Source organism: Streptomyces mutabilis (assembly GCF_046628145.1).
Classification (GTDB): domain Bacteria; phylum Actinomycetota; class Actinomycetes; order Streptomycetales; family Streptomycetaceae; genus Streptomyces; species Streptomyces mutabilis.
In genome coordinates, this window is record NZ_CP176874.1 from 921,945 (window position 1) to 940,958 (window position 19,014).

At 71.4% G+C, this 19,014-nt stretch carries 13 protein-coding genes; 3 read left to right on the plus strand and 10 right to left on the minus strand.

What is annotated here, in order from left to right; genetic code table 11:
- Positions 1-3: 3 nt before the first annotated feature.
- From ACLIN4_RS03820 to ACLIN4_RS03835, 4 genes are all read right to left on the minus strand, one after another.
- Positions 4-3,387 (minus strand): CARDB domain-containing protein, encoded by a 3,384-nt coding sequence (locus ACLIN4_RS03820; RefSeq protein ID WP_411575491.1) that lies wholly within the window; start codon positions 3,385-3,387, stop codon positions 4-6.
- Between the two features lie 373 nt (positions 3,388-3,760).
- Positions 3,761-5,206 carry an argininosuccinate synthase gene (argG, locus tag ACLIN4_RS03825; RefSeq protein ID WP_100044635.1) on the minus strand — a complete coding sequence of 482 codons (1,446 nt, stop codon included), beginning with the start codon at positions 5,204-5,206 and terminating at the stop codon, positions 3,761-3,763.
- 46 nt (positions 5,207-5,252) lie between these two features.
- Positions 5,253-6,692, minus strand: coding sequence for an NAD-dependent succinate-semialdehyde dehydrogenase (locus tag ACLIN4_RS03830; protein WP_411576728.1), 1,440 nt, complete (start codon positions 6,690-6,692; stop codon positions 5,253-5,255).
- A 41-nt stretch (positions 6,693-6,733) separates the two neighbouring features.
- Positions 6,734-8,002, minus strand: coding sequence for an aspartate aminotransferase family protein (locus ACLIN4_RS03835; protein ID WP_289907674.1), 1,269 nt, complete (start codon positions 8,000-8,002; stop codon positions 6,734-6,736).
- Positions 8,003-8,267: 265 nt separating this feature from the next.
- On the opposite strand from ACLIN4_RS03835, the gene ACLIN4_RS03840 reads away from it, so the two are divergent.
- Positions 8,268-9,917: a PucR family transcriptional regulator gene (locus tag ACLIN4_RS03840; RefSeq protein ID WP_411575492.1), complete on the plus strand. Its 1,650-nt coding sequence runs from the start codon at positions 8,268-8,270 to the stop codon at positions 9,915-9,917.
- A gap of 111 nt (positions 9,918-10,028) precedes the next feature.
- Positions 10,029-10,601 (plus strand): dihydrofolate reductase family protein, encoded by a 573-nt coding sequence (locus ACLIN4_RS03845; protein ID WP_100044638.1) that lies wholly within the window; start codon positions 10,029-10,031, stop codon positions 10,599-10,601.
- Positions 10,602-10,607: 6 nt separating this feature from the next.
- Here ACLIN4_RS03845 and ACLIN4_RS03850 read toward each other — a convergent pair whose 3' ends face one another.
- The 5 genes from ACLIN4_RS03850 to ACLIN4_RS03870 form a co-directional block, all read right to left on the minus strand.
- Positions 10,608-10,967 (minus strand): DUF6463 family protein, encoded by a 360-nt coding sequence (locus tag ACLIN4_RS03850; RefSeq protein ID WP_289907677.1) that lies wholly within the window; start codon positions 10,965-10,967, stop codon positions 10,608-10,610.
- A gap of 87 nt (positions 10,968-11,054) precedes the next feature.
- Complete coding sequence (locus ACLIN4_RS03855) at positions 11,055-13,436, minus strand: glycoside hydrolase family 3 N-terminal domain-containing protein (RefSeq protein ID WP_411575493.1); 2,382 nt, start codon at positions 13,434-13,436, stop codon at positions 11,055-11,057.
- Positions 13,433-14,251 carry a carbohydrate ABC transporter permease gene (locus ACLIN4_RS03860; protein WP_107478835.1) on the minus strand — a complete coding sequence of 273 codons (819 nt, stop codon included), beginning with the start codon at positions 14,249-14,251 and terminating at the stop codon, positions 13,433-13,435. Before ACLIN4_RS03860 ends, ACLIN4_RS03855 begins: the two co-directional genes overlap by 4 nt.
- A complete protein-coding gene (locus tag ACLIN4_RS03865) occupies positions 14,248-15,204 on the minus strand; it encodes a carbohydrate ABC transporter permease (protein WP_107478834.1) in 957 nt (318 codons plus the stop codon). Before ACLIN4_RS03865 ends, ACLIN4_RS03860 begins: the two co-directional genes overlap by 4 nt.
- A gap of 10 nt (positions 15,205-15,214) precedes the next feature.
- The gene (locus tag ACLIN4_RS03870) at positions 15,215-16,519 is read right to left on the minus strand and encodes an ABC transporter substrate-binding protein (protein ID WP_107478833.1); all 1,305 of its coding nucleotides are present in this window, start codon (positions 16,517-16,519) and stop codon (positions 15,215-15,217) included.
- Positions 16,520-16,656: 137 nt separating this feature from the next.
- Here ACLIN4_RS03870 and ACLIN4_RS03875 point away from each other — a divergent pair, with 137 nt between their 5' ends.
- Positions 16,657-17,739, plus strand: coding sequence for a LacI family DNA-binding transcriptional regulator (locus ACLIN4_RS03875; protein ID WP_411575494.1), 1,083 nt, complete (start codon positions 16,657-16,659; stop codon positions 17,737-17,739).
- Here the strand turns inward: ACLIN4_RS03875 and ACLIN4_RS03880 are convergent.
- Entirely contained in the window at positions 17,723-18,892 is a 1,170-nt protein-coding gene (locus ACLIN4_RS03880; protein ID WP_411575495.1) for a TolB family protein, read from the minus strand. The genes ACLIN4_RS03875 and ACLIN4_RS03880 overlap by 17 nt on opposite strands.
- Positions 18,893-19,014: the final 122 nt, after the last annotated feature.

A 19,014-nucleotide genomic window follows, 5' to 3' on the forward strand; every position in this document is an offset into this window, starting at 1 on the left:
GTCCTACTGGTTGATCTTGAACTGGGAGCCCGGCTCGACGCGTATGTCGTCCTCGGCCGAGTTGGTGATCGTGACGTCGGTCAGGGTCGCGCTGCCCCGGGCGCCGCCCATCGCGAGGATGCCCGATCCGTTGTTCGACTTGTCGACGCGGACGTTGCTGATCTTCACGTCCGGCATCGCACCGCCTCCCGTCTTGAACTGGATGCCGTCGTAGGTCGAGTCGAGGATCTCGGTGTCCCGGATGGTGACGCCCGGTATGTCGTGACCTTGCGCGAAGAGGGTGATGGCACCGAACTCCTGCGCCTCGCCCCAGAACGCGCCGCCCGTACGGTGCAGGGCGTTGCCCGCGATCAGGGTCTGCCCGGAGAAGGGCAGCGGGTCGTGGTCGGTGGCGAGCATGATGCCCGGGTAGTTCATCGTGTCGGAGACGACGTTGTTCTCGACGGTGTTGCCGTATCCGCCGTAGATCGCGATTCCGTTGGCCCGCCACGGCAGCTGGATCGTGTTGTTGCGGAAGTGGTTGTCGTGGCCGACGTCCACGGAGGTGTCCTTCACGTACTTGCTGGCCCACACGGCGAGCGAGTCGTCGCCGGTGTTGCGGAAGGACGAGTTGTGGACGGTGGAGTTGCGGGTGCCGTTGGCGAAGTTGATGCCGTCGGCGTAGGTGTTGCGGATGCGCATGCCGGTGAACTCCAGGCCGTCACCGGGGCCCCACAGCTCGGGGATGTTCGAGTAGTCGCGGCCGGCCCAGACACCGACGTTGGCGTGCTCGATCCACACGTTGCTGATCTCGGTGTCCTTGCCGAAGCGGCCGTTGAGACCGACGCCGCCCTCGTGGTTGCCGTCGCCGCCGCGGATGGTGCCCGAGCCGAAGATGGCGAGGTCGGAGATCTGGGTGTTGTGGTCGATGTCGAAGCCGAAGTTGCCCTCGTGCGGGTGGTTGATGCCGCCGGCCTCGTGCGGCGGGGTCAGGGTGTGGAGCTGGGAGTGCCACATGCCCGCGCCGCGGATCGTGACGTCCCGGATGCCGACCTGATTGAACTGCCCCCGGTTCTGCGGGTCGTCGGTGAGGATCTTCTGCTCCTGGCGCCACTGCCCGGCCGGGATCCACACGCAGGGGATGTCGCCGTTCTGGTCGGCGGTGACGGCGCGCTGGATGGCGTCGGTGTCGTCGAGCCCGTCGCCGGGGACGGCCCCGTACTCGGTGATGGAGACGCAGTTGTCCGGCTTGGTCTTCGGCGGCGCGACCTGCTCCAGGTCGATCAGGTCGATGACGTAGAAGGCGGCCGTGTCGCCCGCGTCCCGCTGGAGGCGGAACTCGGTGCCCTGCGGGAAGGTGCGGTCCAGCAGCGCGTGGGACTCGTCGAACAGCCGCCGCGCGTCGCCGCCGGGCCGGTTGGTGAGCCCTTCGGGGTCGTCGGTGTTGCCGTACAGCCAGCTGTGCTTGGAGGACAGGGTCAGCTTCCGCACGAACTCGCCGTCGGCGTAGAGGCTGATCGTGGCCTCGGCTCCGCCGCCACCGGGGGCGTCGGGGATGGAGTTGCGTACGACGATGGAGTTGGTGGGTGCGGTGGAGGTGAACTCGACGTACTGGCCGGTGGAGTCGAGCCGGACGGACTTGCGGCCGGAGGACTCGGTGCCGAAATTGGTGTGGCCGAAGGTGCGCTTGGCGTCGGTGGTGAGCAGGGTGCCCTCGTAGCGGCCGTTCTCCGCCTCGTACTCGGTGTACGGGACGGCGGCGCCGCGTCCGACGACGATGGCCTTGGCGAGCACGTTGTTGTTCTCGTTGGTCTCGGTGACCACACCGGTCGCGTCGGCGGTGGCGGTGAGCGTGGCGCCCCCGCCGGTCGCCTTCCAGGTGCCGCTGATCGGCACGTTGACGGTGGCGCCCGCGGCCACCGCTCCGGTGGCGCCGTCGAGGGTGGTGGAGCCGGCCTGGAGGCGGGTCACCGAGCCCGCCTCGACGGCGCTGGTGCCGCGGTTGTGCACGGCGACGGTGAAGGTGACGGGCGCGCCCACGGCCGGGTTGGCCGGGTCGGTGGTGATGGAGCGCACCTCCAGGTCGGGTCCGGGTGCCCGGTCGACGACCAGCCGGTCGGAGGCGGTGCGGCTGTTGTTGGAGTCGTCCAGCTCGGCGACCGTGTCCCGGGGGTCGACCACTGCGGCGACCGCGTAGCTGCCGGCCGCGTGGGTGCCGGTGGCCACGGCGACCTCGGCGGACTCACCCGGGTCGAGCGCGGGCACCTCGGCGCTGCCGGCGGTCGCGCCCTCGACGGTGACCTCGGCGGTCGTGGCGGCCGAGCGGGCGGTCCCGACGTTGCGGACCGTGGCGTCCACGGTGACCTCGTCCCGCTCGGACGGGTCGGCGGGCGACCAGTCGAGGCCGGTGACGGTCAGGTCGGGCGCCGGCGCGGCGGCACCGACGACCTGGAACTCGGCGACCTGGCCGCCGGGCGCGCCGGTGTTGGAGAAGAAGCGGAGCCGTACGTCGGACACGCGGCCGGTGACCGGGACGGTCACGGTGTTGTCCTTGCCGGGGCTGAAGGAGTAGTCGGCGCGGGCGCGCAGCGAGGTGAAGTCGCTCGCGCCCTGCGCCCGGCCGAGCACCTGGATGCCCTGGGTCCGGGCCGACCAGACCGGGTCGGGGTCGAGCTTGACGACCACGGCGCTGACGTCGGCGTCGGCGCCGAGCTTCACGGTGAGGTCGGCGGGGTGGCCGGCGGCCTCCCAGTAGGTGGAGGTGGAGTCGTCGGTGGCGTTGGCCGCGACGTAGGAGTGGACCGACGAGGTGGCCTCGACCGGCTTGTTGCGGGCCAGGTTGGTGCCGGTGGGGGGTGGCTCGGTGACCACGTCGTCGCCGTACACCTCCAGCTCGGAGAGCTGGGCGGCGTTCCAGCCGGTGTTGCCGGTGACGTGGACGCGGACGTAGCGCGTGTCGGCGGGCGAGCCGAGGTCGAGGGCGACGGTGTTGGCGCGGGCGGGGTCGAAGGCGCGTGCCGAGGAGGCGTCGAGGGTGCGGAAGGTGGAGCCGTCGGTGCTGCCCTGGAGGGAGAGGGTCTGGCTGCGGCTCTCCCAGCCGGCGGGCAGCTTGAGGACCACCCGTTCGACGTCACGGGCCTCACCGAGGTCGACCTGCACCCACTGCGGGAAGGAGCCGGCCGGGCCCTCCCAGTAGGTCGCCTGGATGCCGTCGGTGGTGTTGCCGGCGGGGTACGCGCCGTGCGAGCCGCCCGCGGTGGCCGGGCGGCCGAGGGCGAGGTTGATCTCGGCGGCGTCCGTGGCGGCCTGCGCGCCGGCCGCGAGGGGCAGCGGCAGCAGCCCGACCGTCATCAACCCGGTCACGACGGCGCCCGTCAGCGACCGTCGGCCGAGAGATCTCCATCTCATGGGGGTCCTCTTGTTCCGTGGGGAGTCGGGGAGTGCGACAGGCCGGCAGGCAAAGGGGAAGCACCGACCATGCGCGCCAATTGAGCTGGACAGTCGATTCTTTGCGGAAAGTGCGTCATCAGATTTCTAGCGCGTCACCAGTTTGTCAACGGTCTTAGTTACGACCGGATTTGGAGCGCAAACAGCTTGCACTGCTTGCGATGCGCTTGCGTCCACTTTGACCTGGGCATGTCGTGTCCACGTGACGCCGAGGCGCCGGTTCGATCCAGTACGGCACGCAAGCTGTGCACGGCAGCGAGAAACAGAAGGGCCGGCTCGACGCCCGTAGGCATCGAGCCGGCCCTTGCCGGTGGGGTGTCCCCCCGGGACGCGGTCAGTCCGTGCCGGACTCCATCGCGGCGCGGTCGAGCAGCTCGTCGTCGCCGGAGACCTCGCCGCGCGAGGCGATGGCCTGGGCGCCGCCTTCCGGCATGGCACCGATGAGGCCGGTCGCGGCGGCCTGTGCGGCTCCGATGGCGGTGTCGGTGGTGCCGATCAGGCCGATCCCGGCGTACTGCTCCAGCTTGGCGCGGGAGTCGGCGATGTCCAGGTTGCGCATGGTGAGCTGGCCGATCCGGTCCACCGGGCCGAAGGCGGAGTCCTCGGTGCGCTCCATCGACAGCTTGTCCGGGTGGTAGCTGAACGCCGGGCCCGTGGTGTCGAGGATCGAGTAGTCCTCACCGCGCCGCAGGCGCAGGGTGACCTCGCCGGTGACCGCGGAGCCGACCCAGCGCTGCAGCGACTCCCGGATCATCAGCGACTGCGGGTCGAGCCAGCGGCCCTCGTACATCAGCCGGCCCAGGCGCCGCCCCTCGGTGTGGTACTGGGCGAGGGTGTCCTCGTTGTGGATGGCGTTGACGAGGCGCTCGTAGGCCGCGTGCAGCAGGGCCATGCCGGGGGCCTCGTAGATGCCGCGGCTCTTGGCCTCGATGATCCGGTTCTCGATCTGGTCGGACATGCCCATGCCGTGCCGGCCGCCGATGGCGTTGGCCTCCATCACCAGATCGACCGGGGAGGCGAACTCCTTGCCGTTGACCGTCACCGGGCGGCCCCGCTCGAAGCCGATGGTGACGTCCTCGGGGGCGATCTCGACCGACGGGTCCCAGAACCGCACACCCATGATGGGCTCCACGGTCTCCACGCCGGTGTCGAGGTGCTCCAGCGTCTTGGCCTCGTGGGTGGCACCCCAGATGTTGGCGTCGGTGGAGTACGCCTTCTCCGTCGAGTCCCGGTAGGGGAGGTCGTGGGCCAGCAGCCACTCCGACATCTCCTTGCGGCCGCCGAGTTCGGTCACGAAGTCGGCGTCCAGCCAGGGCTTGTAGATCCTCAGCTGCGGGTTGGCGAGCAGGCCGTAGCGGTAGAACCGCTCGATGTCGTTGCCCTTGAACGTGGAGCCGTCACCCCAGATCTGGACGTCGTCCTCGAGCATCGCCCGGACGAGGAGCGTGCCCGTGACCGCACGGCCGAGCGGCGTGGTGTTGAAGTAGGCACGCCCGCCCGAGCGGATGTGGAACGCCCCGCAGGTGAGCGCGGCCAGGCCCTCCTCCACCAGCGCCGCACGGCAGTCGACCAGACGCGCGATCTCGGCGCCGTAGGTCTTCGCGCGGTCGGGCACCGAGGCGATGTCGGGCTCGTCGTACTGGCCGATGTCGGCGGTGTACGTGCAGGGGACGGCGCCCTTGTCACGCATCCACGCGACCGCGACCGAGGTGTCGAGGCCGCCCGAGAAGGCGATACCGACGCGTTCGCCGGTGGGGAGGGAGGTGAGGACCTTGGACATAGGAAGAGTATGCATGATGACGCATGACCATGCAAAGCCGGGGTGGTCAGCGGGCCGGTGTCGCCAGGTACTGGTACTCCAGGAACTCCTCGATGCCCACCGTTCCGCCCTCGCGGCCGAGCCCGGACTGCTTGACGCCGCCGAAGGGCGCGGCCGGGTTGGAGACCAGGCCGGTGTTGAGGCCGACCATGCCGACCTCCAGGCGCTCGCCGACCCGCAGGGCCCGGTCCAGGCCCTCGGTGAAGAGGTACCCCACGAGCCCCCAGGGAGTGTCGTTGGCGCGGCGCACCACCTCGTCCTCGTCGTCGAAGGTGAGGATCGCCGCCACGGGGCCGAAGATCTCCGTGGCCATCAGGCGGCTGTCCGGGGAGACGTCGGTGAGCACCGTGGGCGGGTAGAAGCAGCCGGGACCGTCGGGGGTACGGCCGCCGACGAGCACCCGGGCTCCCCGCTCCACCGCGTCGGAGACCAGGTCCTCCACCTTGGCGCGCCCGGCGGCGTCGATGAGCGGGCCCACGTCGACGCCCTCCCGCGTCCCCGGACCGACGACCAGGGCACCCATGCGCTCGGCCAGGCGCCGCCCGAACTCCTCGGCCACCGAGCGGTGCGCGAAGAAGCGGTTGGCCGCGGTGCACGCCTCGCCCATGTTGCGCATCTTCGCGACCATGGCGCCGTCCACGGCCGTGTCCAGGTCGGCGTCGTCGAAGACGATGAACGGCGCGTTGCCGCCCAGCTCCATCGACGTGCGCACCACCGTGTCCGCGCACTGGGCCAGCAGCAGGCGCCCCACGGCCGTGGAGCCGGTGAAGGACAGCTTGCGGATGCGGCCGCCGCGCAGGAGCGGTTCGCACACCTCGCCGGCCCGGGAGGCGGTGACGACGTTCAGCACGCCGTCCGGCAGCCCGGCCTCCTGGAGGATCGCGGCGAGGGCCAGGCCGGACAGCGGTGTCTGCGGGGCCGGTTTGAGGACCATCGTGCAGCCGGCCGCGATCGCCGGGCCGATCGTGCGGGCGCCCATGGCCAGCGGGAAGTTCCACGGCGTGATCAGCAGACAGGGTCCGACCGGGCGCCGGGAGACCAGCATGCGGTTGCGTCCGTCGGGGAGGAGGCCGTACCCGCCGTCGATCCGCACGGCCTCCTCGGAGAACCAGCGGAAGAACTCGGCCGCGTACGCCACCTCTCCCCTGGCCTCGGCGAGCGGCTTGCCCATCTCGGACGTCATCAGAAGAGCGAGTTCGTCGGTGCGGTCGAGGACGGTCTCGTAGGCGCGGCGCAGGATCTCGCTGCGGGCCCGCGGCGCCGTACGGGCCCACTCCTCCTGCGCCTGGACCGCGGCGTCCTCGGCGAGCCGGGCGTCCTCGCGACCGGCGTCGGCGACGTGGCAGAGGATCTCGCCGGTCGCCGGGTCGTCCACGGGCATGACGGCGCCGTCCGCGGCGTCCGCCCAGGCGCCGCCGATGAACAGCCGGGTCGGTGTCCCCGTCACGGGGCTCGGCGTGTCGGTCATGATGTCCCTCCTCGCGGTGCTCACCGGTCCGCGCTTGCCGACGTGCCTGCCTCGACGGCGGCCGTCCACGCCCGCAGCCCCTCGTCGACCTCCGACTCGCCGATCACCAGCGCCGGGATCATCCGGACGACCTGGTTCCAGGCGCCGCACAGCAGCAACAGCAGGCCCTCGTCGACGGCGGCCCGCTGGACCCGGGCCGCGGTGTCGGGGTCGGGCTCGCCGTCCTCGGTGACGAACTCGGAGGCGAGCATCAGCCCCATGCCGCGTACGTCCCCGATGACCGGCGTGCGGGCGGCCACCGCCTCCAGCCCCTGGCGCAGCCGCGCCCCCATGGCCTCGGCGTTCTCGACGAGCTTCTCGTCGCGTACGACGTCGAGGGTGGCGCACGCCGCGGCGCACGCCACCGCGTTCGCGCCGTACGTGCCGCCCTGCGAGCCCGGCCACGCCTTCCGCATCAACTCCTCGGCGGCGGCGATGCCGGACAGGGGGAATCCGCTGGCCAGCCCCTTGGCCGTGACGAGGACGTCGGGCGTGATGCCGAAGTGCTCGTGGCCCCAGAACCGGCCGGTGCGGCCGACGCCGGTCTGCACCTCGTCCAGGATCAGCAGGAAGCCGTGGCGGTCGGCGCGCTCGCGCAGGCCTTCCAGGAAGGCGCGGGTCGCGGGCACGTACCCGCCCTCGCCGAGTACCGGCTCGACGACGACGGCGGCGGTGTCGGCGGGCGAGGAGATCGTCTGGAGGGTGTAGTCGAGTTCCCTGAGGGCGAAGCGGGTGGCGGTGTCCTCGTCCCAGCCGTAGCGGAAGGCCGTCGGGAACGGGGTGACGACCACGCCGCTCATCAGCGGTGCGAAACCGGACCGGAAACGGGTGCCGGAGGTGGTCATGGAGGCGGCGGCCACGGTCCGGCCGTGGAAACCTCCGTGGCAGACCAGGACGTTGGGGCGGCCGGTGGCCTGACGGGCCAGGCGCAGCGCCGCCTCCACCGCCTCACTGCCGGAATTGGTGAAGAACAGGCTGTCCAGACCGGCGGGCAGCACCTCGCCGAGCCGGTCGACGAGCCGGCGCAGCGGCTGGTGCATGACGGTCGTGTACTGCCCGTGGATCAGGGTGCCCACCTGCTCCTGGGCGGCGGCCACCACCCTGGGGTGGCAGTGCCCGGTGCTGGTGACGCCGATGCCGGCGGTGAAGTCCAGATAGCGGCGGCCGTCCTCGCCGTGGAGGTGGACGCCCTCACCCCGGACCGCCGTCACGGGCGTGGCCTGGCGAAGGTGCGGCGACAGTGCGGTCATGCTCGTCTCCCGGCCTGGTCGTCGGTTGTGCTGAGTTGTCGGCTTGGCTGCGTCTCCCGAGCATGCCCTCGGTGCGCGTCCGGACAACGCGTGATCTGTCCGGGCGGGGCGCGGCATCCGGACGTTGTGTCAACCGGTGTCCTCCCAGCGTGCGCCCGTGCCCCGCCGCGTGCCCGTCCGGGCGCCCTTGCGCAGGTCAGTGGCGCTTGTCAGAGTGACAAGGGGCGCCGCGGGCGCCGAACGCGACCGGTGTGCGGGAGGCAGCGTGAGCGGGAAACCCCACCCCGGCCCGGCGGGCCGTCCGCTCACCGTGGCCGACGTGCTGGCCCTGCCGGTCGTGGCCGACGGCGACCCGCGAGTGGTGACCGGCCTGGAGCACGTCGACCGCCCGGTGCGCTGGGTCCACATCACCGAACTGACGGACCCGGCCTCCTTCCTCAAGGGCGGCGAACTGGTCCTCACCACCGGTATGCCGCTGCCCGACGACGCGGGCGGGGTGCGCCGCTACGTCGACGAACTCGCCGCGGTGGGCGCCGCGGCCCTGATCATCGAGCTCGTCCGCCGGTACCACCGGCCGCCCGACGCGCTGGTCGACGCCTGCCGGGCGCGCGGCCTGCCCCTGGTCACGCTGGCCAAGGACGTGAACTTCCTGGAGGTCACGCAGGTCGTCCACACGCTGATCCTCGGCAATCAGGCGGACGCGATGCGCCGGACCCAGCGCGTCCACGAGGCGTTCACCGCCCTCACCCTGCGGGGCGCCGGGCCCAGGGACGTGCTGCGCGCCGCGGCGGAGATGAGCGGACACACGGTCGTCCTGGAGAACCTGGTCCACCGGGCACTGATCTGCGAGCCCTCCGGCAGCACCGCGGAGACCGTGCTCGCCGACTGGGAGCGGCGCTCCCGGTCCGCTCCCGCCGCCGACCGGGCGGGAATCCGCGGGCCGGAGGGCTGGCTCGTGGCACCGGTCGAGTACCAGGGCGAGGCCTGGGGACGGGTGGCCATGCTCCACGGCACGTCCGGCGAGTCCGGCCCGTCCCGCACGGCCGCTCCCCCGCCCTTCGGCCCCGAGGACGTCACCGTCCTGGAGCGCACGGCGATGGCCCTCACCATCGCCCGCCTCACCCGTCCCACGCCCTGGGAACGCGCCGCGCACCGCGACGCCCTGCGCGACCTCGCGGAGCAGCGTCACCGCTCCCCGGCGGACGCGCACGCCCGCATCGCGGCGCTCGGGCTGCCCACGGAGCACACCCGCTTCGTCGCCGTCCTCGCCGACGTCCCGGCCGAACCGGACACCGCGAGGAGCGAGGCCCGCCTCTCCGAGGAACTGGACGCGTCGGGAACGCAGGCGCTCGTCGGCCTCCTGGCCCCCACCCGCATCGGCGTACTGCTGGCGCTGCGCCCGTCCCGGCCCTGGCGGCAGGCGGTCGAGCACGTGAGCCGGACCGCCGTGGACTGCGCCCCGGGCACGACCGTGTGCGCCGGCTCCCCGGCCGAGGACCTCGCCGACGTCGCCCGTTCGTTCCGCGAGGCGGCCCGGGTGGCCGAGGCGACCGGGCCGGGTCAGCCCCTCCCCCCGGACCGCACCTTCCACCTATGGTCCGACATCGGCCTTCCCCGCCTGCTGTACGCGCTCCGCGACGACACCCGGGTCCAGGAGTACGCGGAACGGCAGCTGGGCCGCATCCTCGACCACGACGCGCGGCACGGCACCGGCCTCCTGGCCACCTTGCGCGGCTACCTGGACGCCGCCGGCAACAAGACCGCCGCCGCCCGCGCGGCGGGCGTGTCCCGGGAGACCGTCTACCAACGCCTGCGCACCGTCGAACGACTGCTCGGCCGTGACCTGGAGTCCGGCGAACAGCGCACCGAACTCCACGTGGCGCTGCAGGCGCTGGACGCCCTGCGGGGCCGGTGACCCCTCGTCCCGGAAGGATCACCTTTCCGGAAGAGAGCGATGAGTTTCCCGCCGGTCGCCGGTCGTACATCCTGTAACGCACCAACGGACTTGAACCAGTGGGGACCCGACATGCGCACCCTGATCAGCACCGCCTTCGTCTCGCTCGACGGCGTCGTGGAGGCCCCGGGCGGCGAGCCCGGCTACCGGAATTCCGGGTGGACCTTCAAGGACGTGGAGTTCCTTCCCGAGGCCTTCGAGCTCAAGGGCCGGGAGCAGAAGGAAGCCACGGCCCTGATGCTGGGCCGGGTCAGCTACGAGGCGTTCAGCCCGGTGTGGCCGGACATGGAGGAGTTCTCGGACTACAAGGTGATGCCGAAGTACGTCGTCTCCACCACCCTCACCGAGGACGACCTGGTGTCGAACTGGGGCGAGACCACGATCCTGCGCTCGCTCGACGAGGTCGCCGCGCTGAAGGAGACCGAGGGCGGCCCGATCATCGTCCACGGCAGCGCCGCGCTGAACCGGAGCCTGTCCGACGCCGGTCTGATCGACCGCTACCACCTGCTGGTCTTCCCGCTCCTGCTCGGCGCGGGCAAGCGGCTGTTCAGCACCACGGACAAGGACACCCAGAAGCTGAGGCTCGTCGAGCACGAGGCCTACGCCAACGGTCTGCAGAAGCAGGTCTTCGACGTGGTGCGCTGACCCGGCTCAGCCGCGCAGCGTGCGGCGCAGCACGAGACCCCCGATGGCCGCGAGGGTGGGGAAGCCGCCCTTCGGCATGAGGGCGGTGCCCGTCACACCGACGGCGGTCAGCACGGCACCGGCGGCGCGCTGGGCCGGGACGTCCTCGTGCTCCTCCGCGGAGCGCAGCAGCCGGCCGCCCATCCACAGGGCGGGCGCGGCGGCCAGGAACCAGAAGGCGGCGGCCCGGTCGCCCCGGTCCGGCACGGAGCCGAGGAGGTTCCCCCGGGCGATGTCGGCGAGCACGTCGCGGTAGATCACCGCGCCCACGGCACCGTGGGCCAGGCCGACGAACTGGACCTGGCGTCCGGCTGAACGTCGCGTCATGGCCCCATCGTACGGGGTGGCCCGCTCCCGACCGGCGGCGCGCCCGGGCGAGTTGCCGGGCGCGCCGCTCGTGGTCCGGCCGGCGGGTCAGGCGCCGTCGGCGCCGTCCTCGGCGAAGACGGCGTGCAGGCGCCGGGTGTGGTCGACGCGGCGCTCCGGGCCGGTGAGGGTGACCGAAGCCGTCAGGCGCGCGTCGGTGCTGGAGGCCGCGAACCGCAGCTCCAGGTCGCCCGGCTCGACGACGCGGTGGCCGTCACGGCCGGTGAAGGAGGCGAGGTCGGCCGGGACCGTGACGCGCACCCGGCGTTCCTCCCCCGCCTCCAACGGCACGCGGGTGTACCCGATGAGCCGCTGCACCGGCTGGACGACGGAGGCGACCGGGTCGTGCAGGTAGAGCTGGACGACCTCGGTGCCGTGCCGTTCGCCGGTGTTGCGGAGGGTGAGCTCGAGCGAGAACTCGCCGTCGGTGGGTGCTTCCTTGCCGTCCACCGCGAGGTCGCTCCACTCGAACGTGGTGTACGCGAGGCCGTGCCCGAAGCCGAAGGCGGGCGTCGGGTCGATGTTGGACACCTCGCTGGCGTGGGCCAGCCGCGCCCCGAGGTAGGTGGTCGGTTGGGATCCCGCTCCGCGCGGCACGCTGACCGGCAGCCGGCCGGAGGGGTTCGTCCGTCCGCTGAGCACCCCGGCGACGGCGGCGGTGCCCTCCGCGCCGGGGAAGAACGACTGGACGATCGCGGCGGACTCCGCCACGGCCCGGCCGAGGGCGTACGGGCGCCCCGCGAGCAGCACCGTCACGACCGGCTTGCGGGTGTCCAGCAGCGCGTCGAGCAGCTGCTGCTGGGCGCCGGGCAGCGCCAGCGACTCGGCGTCGCAGCCCTCGCCGCTGGTGCCGCGGCCGAACAGCCCGGCCCGGTCGCCCAGGACGGCTACGACGACGTCGGCCTCCCGGGCCGCCTGGACGGCCTCGGGGATGCCGAAGACGTCCCCGTCGTCGACCCCGGTGCCGCGTACGACGGTCACCTCCGCGTCGGGGAACTCGGCGGCCAGCGTCTCGCGCAGGGTGGGCAGTTCGATGCCGACCGGGGTTCCGGGGTGGTGGACACCGATGTGCTGCGGGAAGGAGTAGCAGCCCAGTACGGCGGTGGGCTCGTCGGCGTTGGGCCCGACCAGGGCGATGCGGCGCGGCCGGACCAGCGGCAGGGTGCCGTCGTTGCTCAGGAGCACGACCGCCTCCTCGGCGACCGTGCGGGCCAGCTCCCGGTTCTCCGGGCCGTCCAGGTCGATCCGGCCGCGCAGGGCGTCCAGGTCGTCCAGGTCGGCGCCGTGGAGCGCGGTGGGCACGGGGTCCCAGTCCGGGTCGAGCAGACCGAGTTCGGCCTTCTGCGTGAGCACCCGGCGCAGGGCGCGGTCGATCACCGCCTCCGGGACCCGGCCGGCGGTGACGGCCTCGGTCAGGGGCGCGCCGAACGTCTTGACGGTGGGCAGTTCCACGTCGACGCCCGCGCGCAGTGCGGCGCCGGCGGCGTCGGCCCAGTCGGCGGCGATGCCGTGCAGGGTCTTGAGGAAGGCGATGCCGAAGTAGTCGGCGACGACGGTGCCGTCGAAGCCCCAGGTGTCCCGGAGCAGTCCGGTCAGCAGGTTCTCGTCGGCCGCGGCGGGCACACCGTCGACGTCGGTGTAGGCGTGCATCACGGACCGGGCACGGCCCTCGCGGATCGCCATCTCGAAGGGCGGCAGCAGGACGTCGGCGCGCTCGCGCGGCCCCATGGGGGCGGGTGCGAGGTTGCGTCCGGCGCGGGAGGCGGAGTAGCCGACGAAGTGCTTGAGGGTGGCGACGATCCCGGCCTCCTCCAGGCCGCGGACGTAGGCGGTGCCGATGGTGCCGACGAGGTACGGGTCCTCGCCGATGGTCTCCTCGACCCGGCCCCAGCGGGCGTCGCGCACCACGTCCAGGACGGGGGCGAGGCCCTGGTGGACGCCGACGGAGCGCATGTCGCGGCCGATGGCGGCGGCCATGCGGTGGACCAGGCCGGGATCGAAGGTGGCACCCCAGGACAGCGGGACGGGGTAGGCGGTCGCGCCCCAGGTGGCGAAGCCGGCCAGGCACTCCTCGTGCGCGAGGGCGGGGATGCCGAAGCGGTTGGCGGAGGCGATGCGTGCCTGGGTGCGCAGCAGGGACAGCGCGCCGAGCGCCGGGTCGACGGGGGCGGTGCCGAACGGGCGGGTCAACTGGCCCAGTCCGGTGGGCAGGAGAGCGTCGAGGTCGACGGCCTCCTCCATGTCGTGCTGATGGGGGGCGACGTCTCCGCCCTCGTCGGACGCGCCGACCCACACGCCGTACAGCTGGGCGATCTTCTCCTGAAGGGTCATCGCCTCGATCAGCGCGGAGACCCTGGCGGAGACGGAGTGGGCGGGGTCGTTCCAGAGGGGGATTTCGGGGGTGGTCTCAACGGCCACGTCGGCGATCACTTTCCTCCGACGCCCATCAGACCCTGGACCAGGGCACGACGGGCGAACAGGTAGACGAGCAGGATGGGCGTCATGGACAGCACCACGGCTCCCAACAGGCCGGGGATGTCGATGCCGTGTTCGGTCTGGAAGTTGTAGAGCCCCAGGGTGACGACCTTGGTGGCGTCGGACTGGGTCAGCACGAGCGGGAACAGGAAGCCGTTCCACGCCTGGAGCGCGGAGAACACCACGATCGTGGAGAGGCCGCCGCGGGAGAGCGGCACGACGAGCTGGAAGAACATGCGCCGCGGGCTCGCGCCGTCCATCGCCATGGCCTCGTACAGCTCCGGGGAGATGTCCCGCATGGCGCCACTGAGGATCAGCGCGGACATCGGCAGGCAGAACGCGGCCGTGGGCAGGATGACACCGAGCAGGTTGTCGTACAGCCCGGCCTCGCTGATCAGGTAGAACATCGGCACGATCACGGCCTGGGCCGGGATGGCGAGGCCGAGCAGGAACAGCCGGAAGATCGCCGACGTGGTCCTGCCGCGGCTGCGGACGATCGCGTAGGCGAGCGGCGGGACCAGCACCAGGACGATGCCGATCACGCTGGCGGTGACGACGAGCGTGTTGAAGAAGTACTGGCCGAAGCCCGAGTCGAAGGCGCCGGTGTAGTTGTCCAGCGTGAAGCTGTCCGGGATCGAGACCGGGCCGTTCTCGGCGTAGTCCTGGCGGGTGCGCAGGGTCGCGGCGAGCATCACGTACAGCGGGAGGCCGACCAGGAAGAGCCAGACGAGCGATCCGGCGCCGGCCAGGTAGTTCGGTCGGCGCCTCATGACACACCCTCCATGGAACTGCGCATCTTGTCGTAGCCGGAGACCCGGACGACGATCAGCGAGATGACCGTGGCCGCCACGACCAGGGCCAGGGCGATCGCGGAGCCGGTGCCGTAGTCGAAGCTCTTGAACGCCTTGTCGTACATGTAGTAGGCGCTGATGGTGGTGTCGGTGCCGGGGCCGCCCTGGGTCAGGATGAGGACCGTCTCGAACGTCGTCAGGCCGCCGACGATCATCAGGATCATCGAGGTGATCATGGAGGTGCGCAGCTGCGGCAGGGTGATGTGGAAGAACTGCCGGTAGCGGCCCGCCCCGTCGATCTCCGCCGCCTGGTACAGCACCGGCGGGATCGCGCGGGCGGCGCCCTGGTAGATCAGCGTGTGGAACGGGGTGAACTGCCAGGTACTGACGAACGCCAGCACCCCGATGGCGGTGGCCTGTTCACCGAACAGGTTGCCGTCGCCGAACAGCCAGGTGGCGTCGGCGGGGATGCCGAAGTTCGGGTCGAGCAGTGCCCGCCACAGCACGGACACGGCCGTCGCGGACAGCAGCAGCGGGATGAAGTAGATGACCGACAGGACGGCGCGGTTGCGCTGGTGACCGGCGGCCCAGACGCCGAGCAGGATGCTCAGCGGGGTCTGGAGCACCACGCCGAGCGCGGTCAGCAGCAAGGTCAGCCAGACGCTCTTGAGCATGACCGGGTCGTCGATGAGGCGCGACCAGTTGTCCGTGCCGACGAACTCGGGCGAGCTGAGACCGTCCCAGCTCATGAAGGACAGCACCGCCACCATGATCAGCGGCACGATCGCGAAGAGGGCGAAGAACACTGCGGCGGGCAGCGCCCAGGCGAAGCCGGGGCGGCCCACCTTGGTCGTGGACGAGGCGGGCGGCCGCCGCCGGGACTCCTTGCGGAGTCCGGCGGCGGTCCGGGCGCTCGTGATCTGTGTGGTCATGAGCCGTTCGTCACTCGGTCGGGAGGGCCTGCATGGCCTGGATGAAGCCGTCCGTGTCGAGCTGTCCGTTGAAGAACTGCTGGACGGCCTTGTGCATGTCCGAGCTCGCCTTCTGCGGGTACGCCTGGTCCCAGGACAGCTGGAACGAGGGGGCGTCGGCGACGAGGTCGTACTGGAAGCGCGAGTACTCGGGGGTGCCCGAGCTGTCGATGAACTTGTCGGTGTCGGTCGTGGTCGGCAGGTTGCCGATGTCCAGCTGCGCCTTGACGAACTCGTCGGAGTACATGAGCTTCAGGAACTCGGCGACGGCCTCGGGATGCTTGGTCTTCTTCATCACCGAGTAGTAGTTGTTGGTGTTGCCGGCGACGTTGCCCGGGTCGCCCTTGCCGCCCTCGACGGCCGGGAACGCGGTGTAGCCGAGGCCCTTCTCGGCGAAGTCCGGGTGGTCCGTCAGCTGCTGGGAGTAGTACCAGGAACCCATCAGCTCGAAGCCGGCCTTGCCGGAGGCCACCAGCTGGACCGAGCCGCCGTTGGTGTACTTGACGGAGTCGTAGTTCTTGCCGAAGGCGCCGGTGTCGACGAGCTCCTTGATCATGTCGAGGGCCTTCTTGCTGTCCGGGCTCTCCCAGGCGCTCTTGTCGCCCCCGATGGCCTTCTCGAACAGCTCCGGCCCGGCTATGCGGTCGTAGAGGTACTGGAACCACATCTGGGTGGGCCAGACATCGCCGCCGCCGAGCGCGATCGGGGTGACGCCCTCGTCCTTCAGCTTCTCCACCGCGTCGAGCAGTTCGTCCCAGGTCTTCGGCGGCTGGACGCCCGCCTCTTCGAGGACCTTCTTGTTGTGGAAGAGCAGGACGGGCTGGGTGCCGCGCATCGGGATGCCGTACGGCTTGCCGTCGACGACGGCGTTGTCGAAGACCGTCGGCAGGAACTTCTTCTCCAGGTCCGGGTTCTTCTTGATCATGTCGTCCAGCGGCATCAGCAGGTCCGCCTTGACGAAGGGCTTGATGCTGCCGCCGCCCCAGTTGAAGAAGATGTCCGGAGCCTGGGGGGTGTTGATGATCGTCTGGAGCTTCTTCTGGTAGTCGGCACCGGGGATGGTGTCGAGCACCGCCTTGACGTCGGACGTCTTGTTGAAGGTGTCGACGATCTGCTGTTCGACCTTGTTGCCGGCGTCCCCGTAGACCAGGACATGGATCTTGCCGTCGTCCGACGACGCCCCGCCGTCCCCGTCACCGCAGGCCGCAAGGCTCAGCGCCAGGGCGAGCGTCGCGCCGGTGGCGACCAGTCTGGGCAAGCGCGCACGTGTCTTCATCGTTCGCCTCTCGAAAGTTTCGGCTTCATCACCGAAAGTCCATGCCGTCGGACAGTAAAGTCAGTCGGGATTTACGGTCAATGGCCGTGCGCGGGACGACCCAAAACGTTATCGATCGCATGACCTATCCTGCTGGCATGCACGATGAAGTTGAGGTGGGCGCGAGGGTGACGCTGGCCGAGGTGGCGAAAGAGGCGGGCGTCTCCCCTCCGACAGTTTCGAAGGTCCTCAACGGTCGTTCGGACGTCTCCAGCGGTACCCGGTCGCGGGTCGAACGGCTGCTGGAGGTGCACGGTTACCGTCGGCGGGCGTCGGACCGGCCGCGCTTCCCGCTCGTCGAACTCGTCTTCCACGAGCTGGACAGCGTCTGGGCGGTGGAGCTCGTGAAGGGGGTGGAAAACGTTGCCAAGGCCCATCGGGCGACCGTCGTGCTCACCCGGAGCGGTACGCGGCACGCGCCCGCTCCCGACTGGATCGAGGGAGTGCTCCGCCGCAGGCCGCTGGGGGTCGTGCTGGTCTTCTCCTCGCTCCCGGCGGAGGTGAAGCACCGGCTCCGCTCGCGTGACATCCCGTTCGTCATCGTCGACCCGGCCGGCGACCCCGATCCCGACGTGCCGTCCGTGGGCTCCGCCAACTGGGCCGGGGGCCTCGCGGCGACGCGCCATCTCACCGACCTGGGGCACGAACGCGTCGCGATCATCACCGGCCCCGAGGACATGCTGTGCTCACGGGCCCGCCTCGACGGCTACCGCTCGGCGATGACCATGGCGGGTCTGCCCGTCGATCCCCGCCTGGTCCGCTTCGGCGACTTCCGGGTGGCCGGCGGCTTCGAGCACGCCATGGACCTGCTGGACGGCCCCGACCGGCCCACCGCCGTCTTCGCGGGCAGCGACCTCCACGCCCTCGGCGTACTGGAAGCCGCCCGGCTCGAGGGACTGCGCGTCCCGGCGGACCTCTCGGTGGTCGGCTACGACGACGTGCCGCTCGCCCAGTGGTCGAGCCCGCCGCTGACCACGGTCCACCAGCCACTGCGGCAGATGGCCGAGGAGGCGACCCGCATGCTCTTCCGCCCGGACGGCCCCGGCAGGACCGCCCGGCGCATCGAACTGGCGACCCATCTGGTCGTGCGGCAGAGCACCGCACCGCGGCCCGGACCGTCCGGTTCCTCGCGCCAGGAGCCGAGGGAGGCGCCAGGGGCGCGGGTCAGCGCAGGCGCGTGACGAGGACCTGCCGGTCGGTGGCGGTGGACGACTCCCCCAGCAGGTCCAGCGGTACGGCGTCGTACGCCACCGCCCGACCGTGGGCATCGGTGGACGGTCCGGACGCCGGCCTCTGGTTCGCCGTGCCGTCGGGCCGCGCGGTGACCGTGTCGGTACGCCCGGTGCGCAGCTCCAGCCGGTAGATCACCTGGAGCGGGCCGCGGGGCACCCGCTCCTCGGCCGCCACGAACACGACGTGCCGGCCGTCCGCGCTCAGCCGCCCGGTGTGCGTGGCGAACTGCGGCTTCGGCCCCAGGACATGGCGCAGGGACCCGTTCCCGAGGTCCTTGACGAAGACGTCACCGGTGTCGTTGGTGCCCCGGGGCCGCAGGGTCCGGCACTTGAAGCGGAACGAGACGTGCCGGCCGTCCGCGCCCATCACCGGGTCGGTGACCGAGTACTCGGCCGGATCGTCCGCGCACTCGGGGTCGACGCGTGTCCGCCGGTCGGTCCGCCGGTCGAGCACGTAGGCGTGGGTGTCGGAGTCGGCCGCCGCGGGGTCGGACCCCAGGTAGGCGAGGTGCCGGCCGTCGTGGCTCAGGGACGGTCTCACGACCTGCTGCCCCTCCCCGGCCACCGGGTCGTCGACCCACTCGCCGGTCCCCCGCCGAAGGTCGCGCACGCGGACGCGGGGAGGCGTCCCCGGCTCCTGCTCCGGCCACGCCGTAAAGGTGACGTACCGTCCGTTCCCGCTGAGGGAGGGCGCGTTGGCACTGTTGAACCGTGCGTCGGTGCCGTCGCTGACCAGTTCGGTGCGGCCCGTGCGGATGTCGTGGACGTGGGCTTCGGTCCCGTCCAGTGTCGGGTAGGCGACCCGAGTGCCGTCGGCGCTGATGGAGGGGGCGACGGTCGGCGAACCCCGGTCCATGCCCTCGGTCAGGTCACTGGCCCAGTGCACCCGCCCGGTCCGCAGGTCCTTCACGTAGACGTCGGCGGCATCGTCGCTGTCGCCGGGCGCCAGGTTCGAGGCGTACGACCAGAAGGCCACGTAGCGGCCGTTGGCGCTGATCGTGGCGTACCGGCTCTGATCGTTCCCCATCACGTCGTCGGACGTGACATTGACGTGCTCCGTGCCGGGCTTCAGTTCCAACGCACCGGCGGGCGTCGTCTGCACGGCGGCGCACACCACGGCCACGGCTGCGACGGCAGCCGCTCTTCCCCCAAGACGCATGTCTTCCCCCGGTCTTCACGTCTCCCCCGGCCCCGCGGTCGGGCCCCCGGGCCATGGAAGCGGCT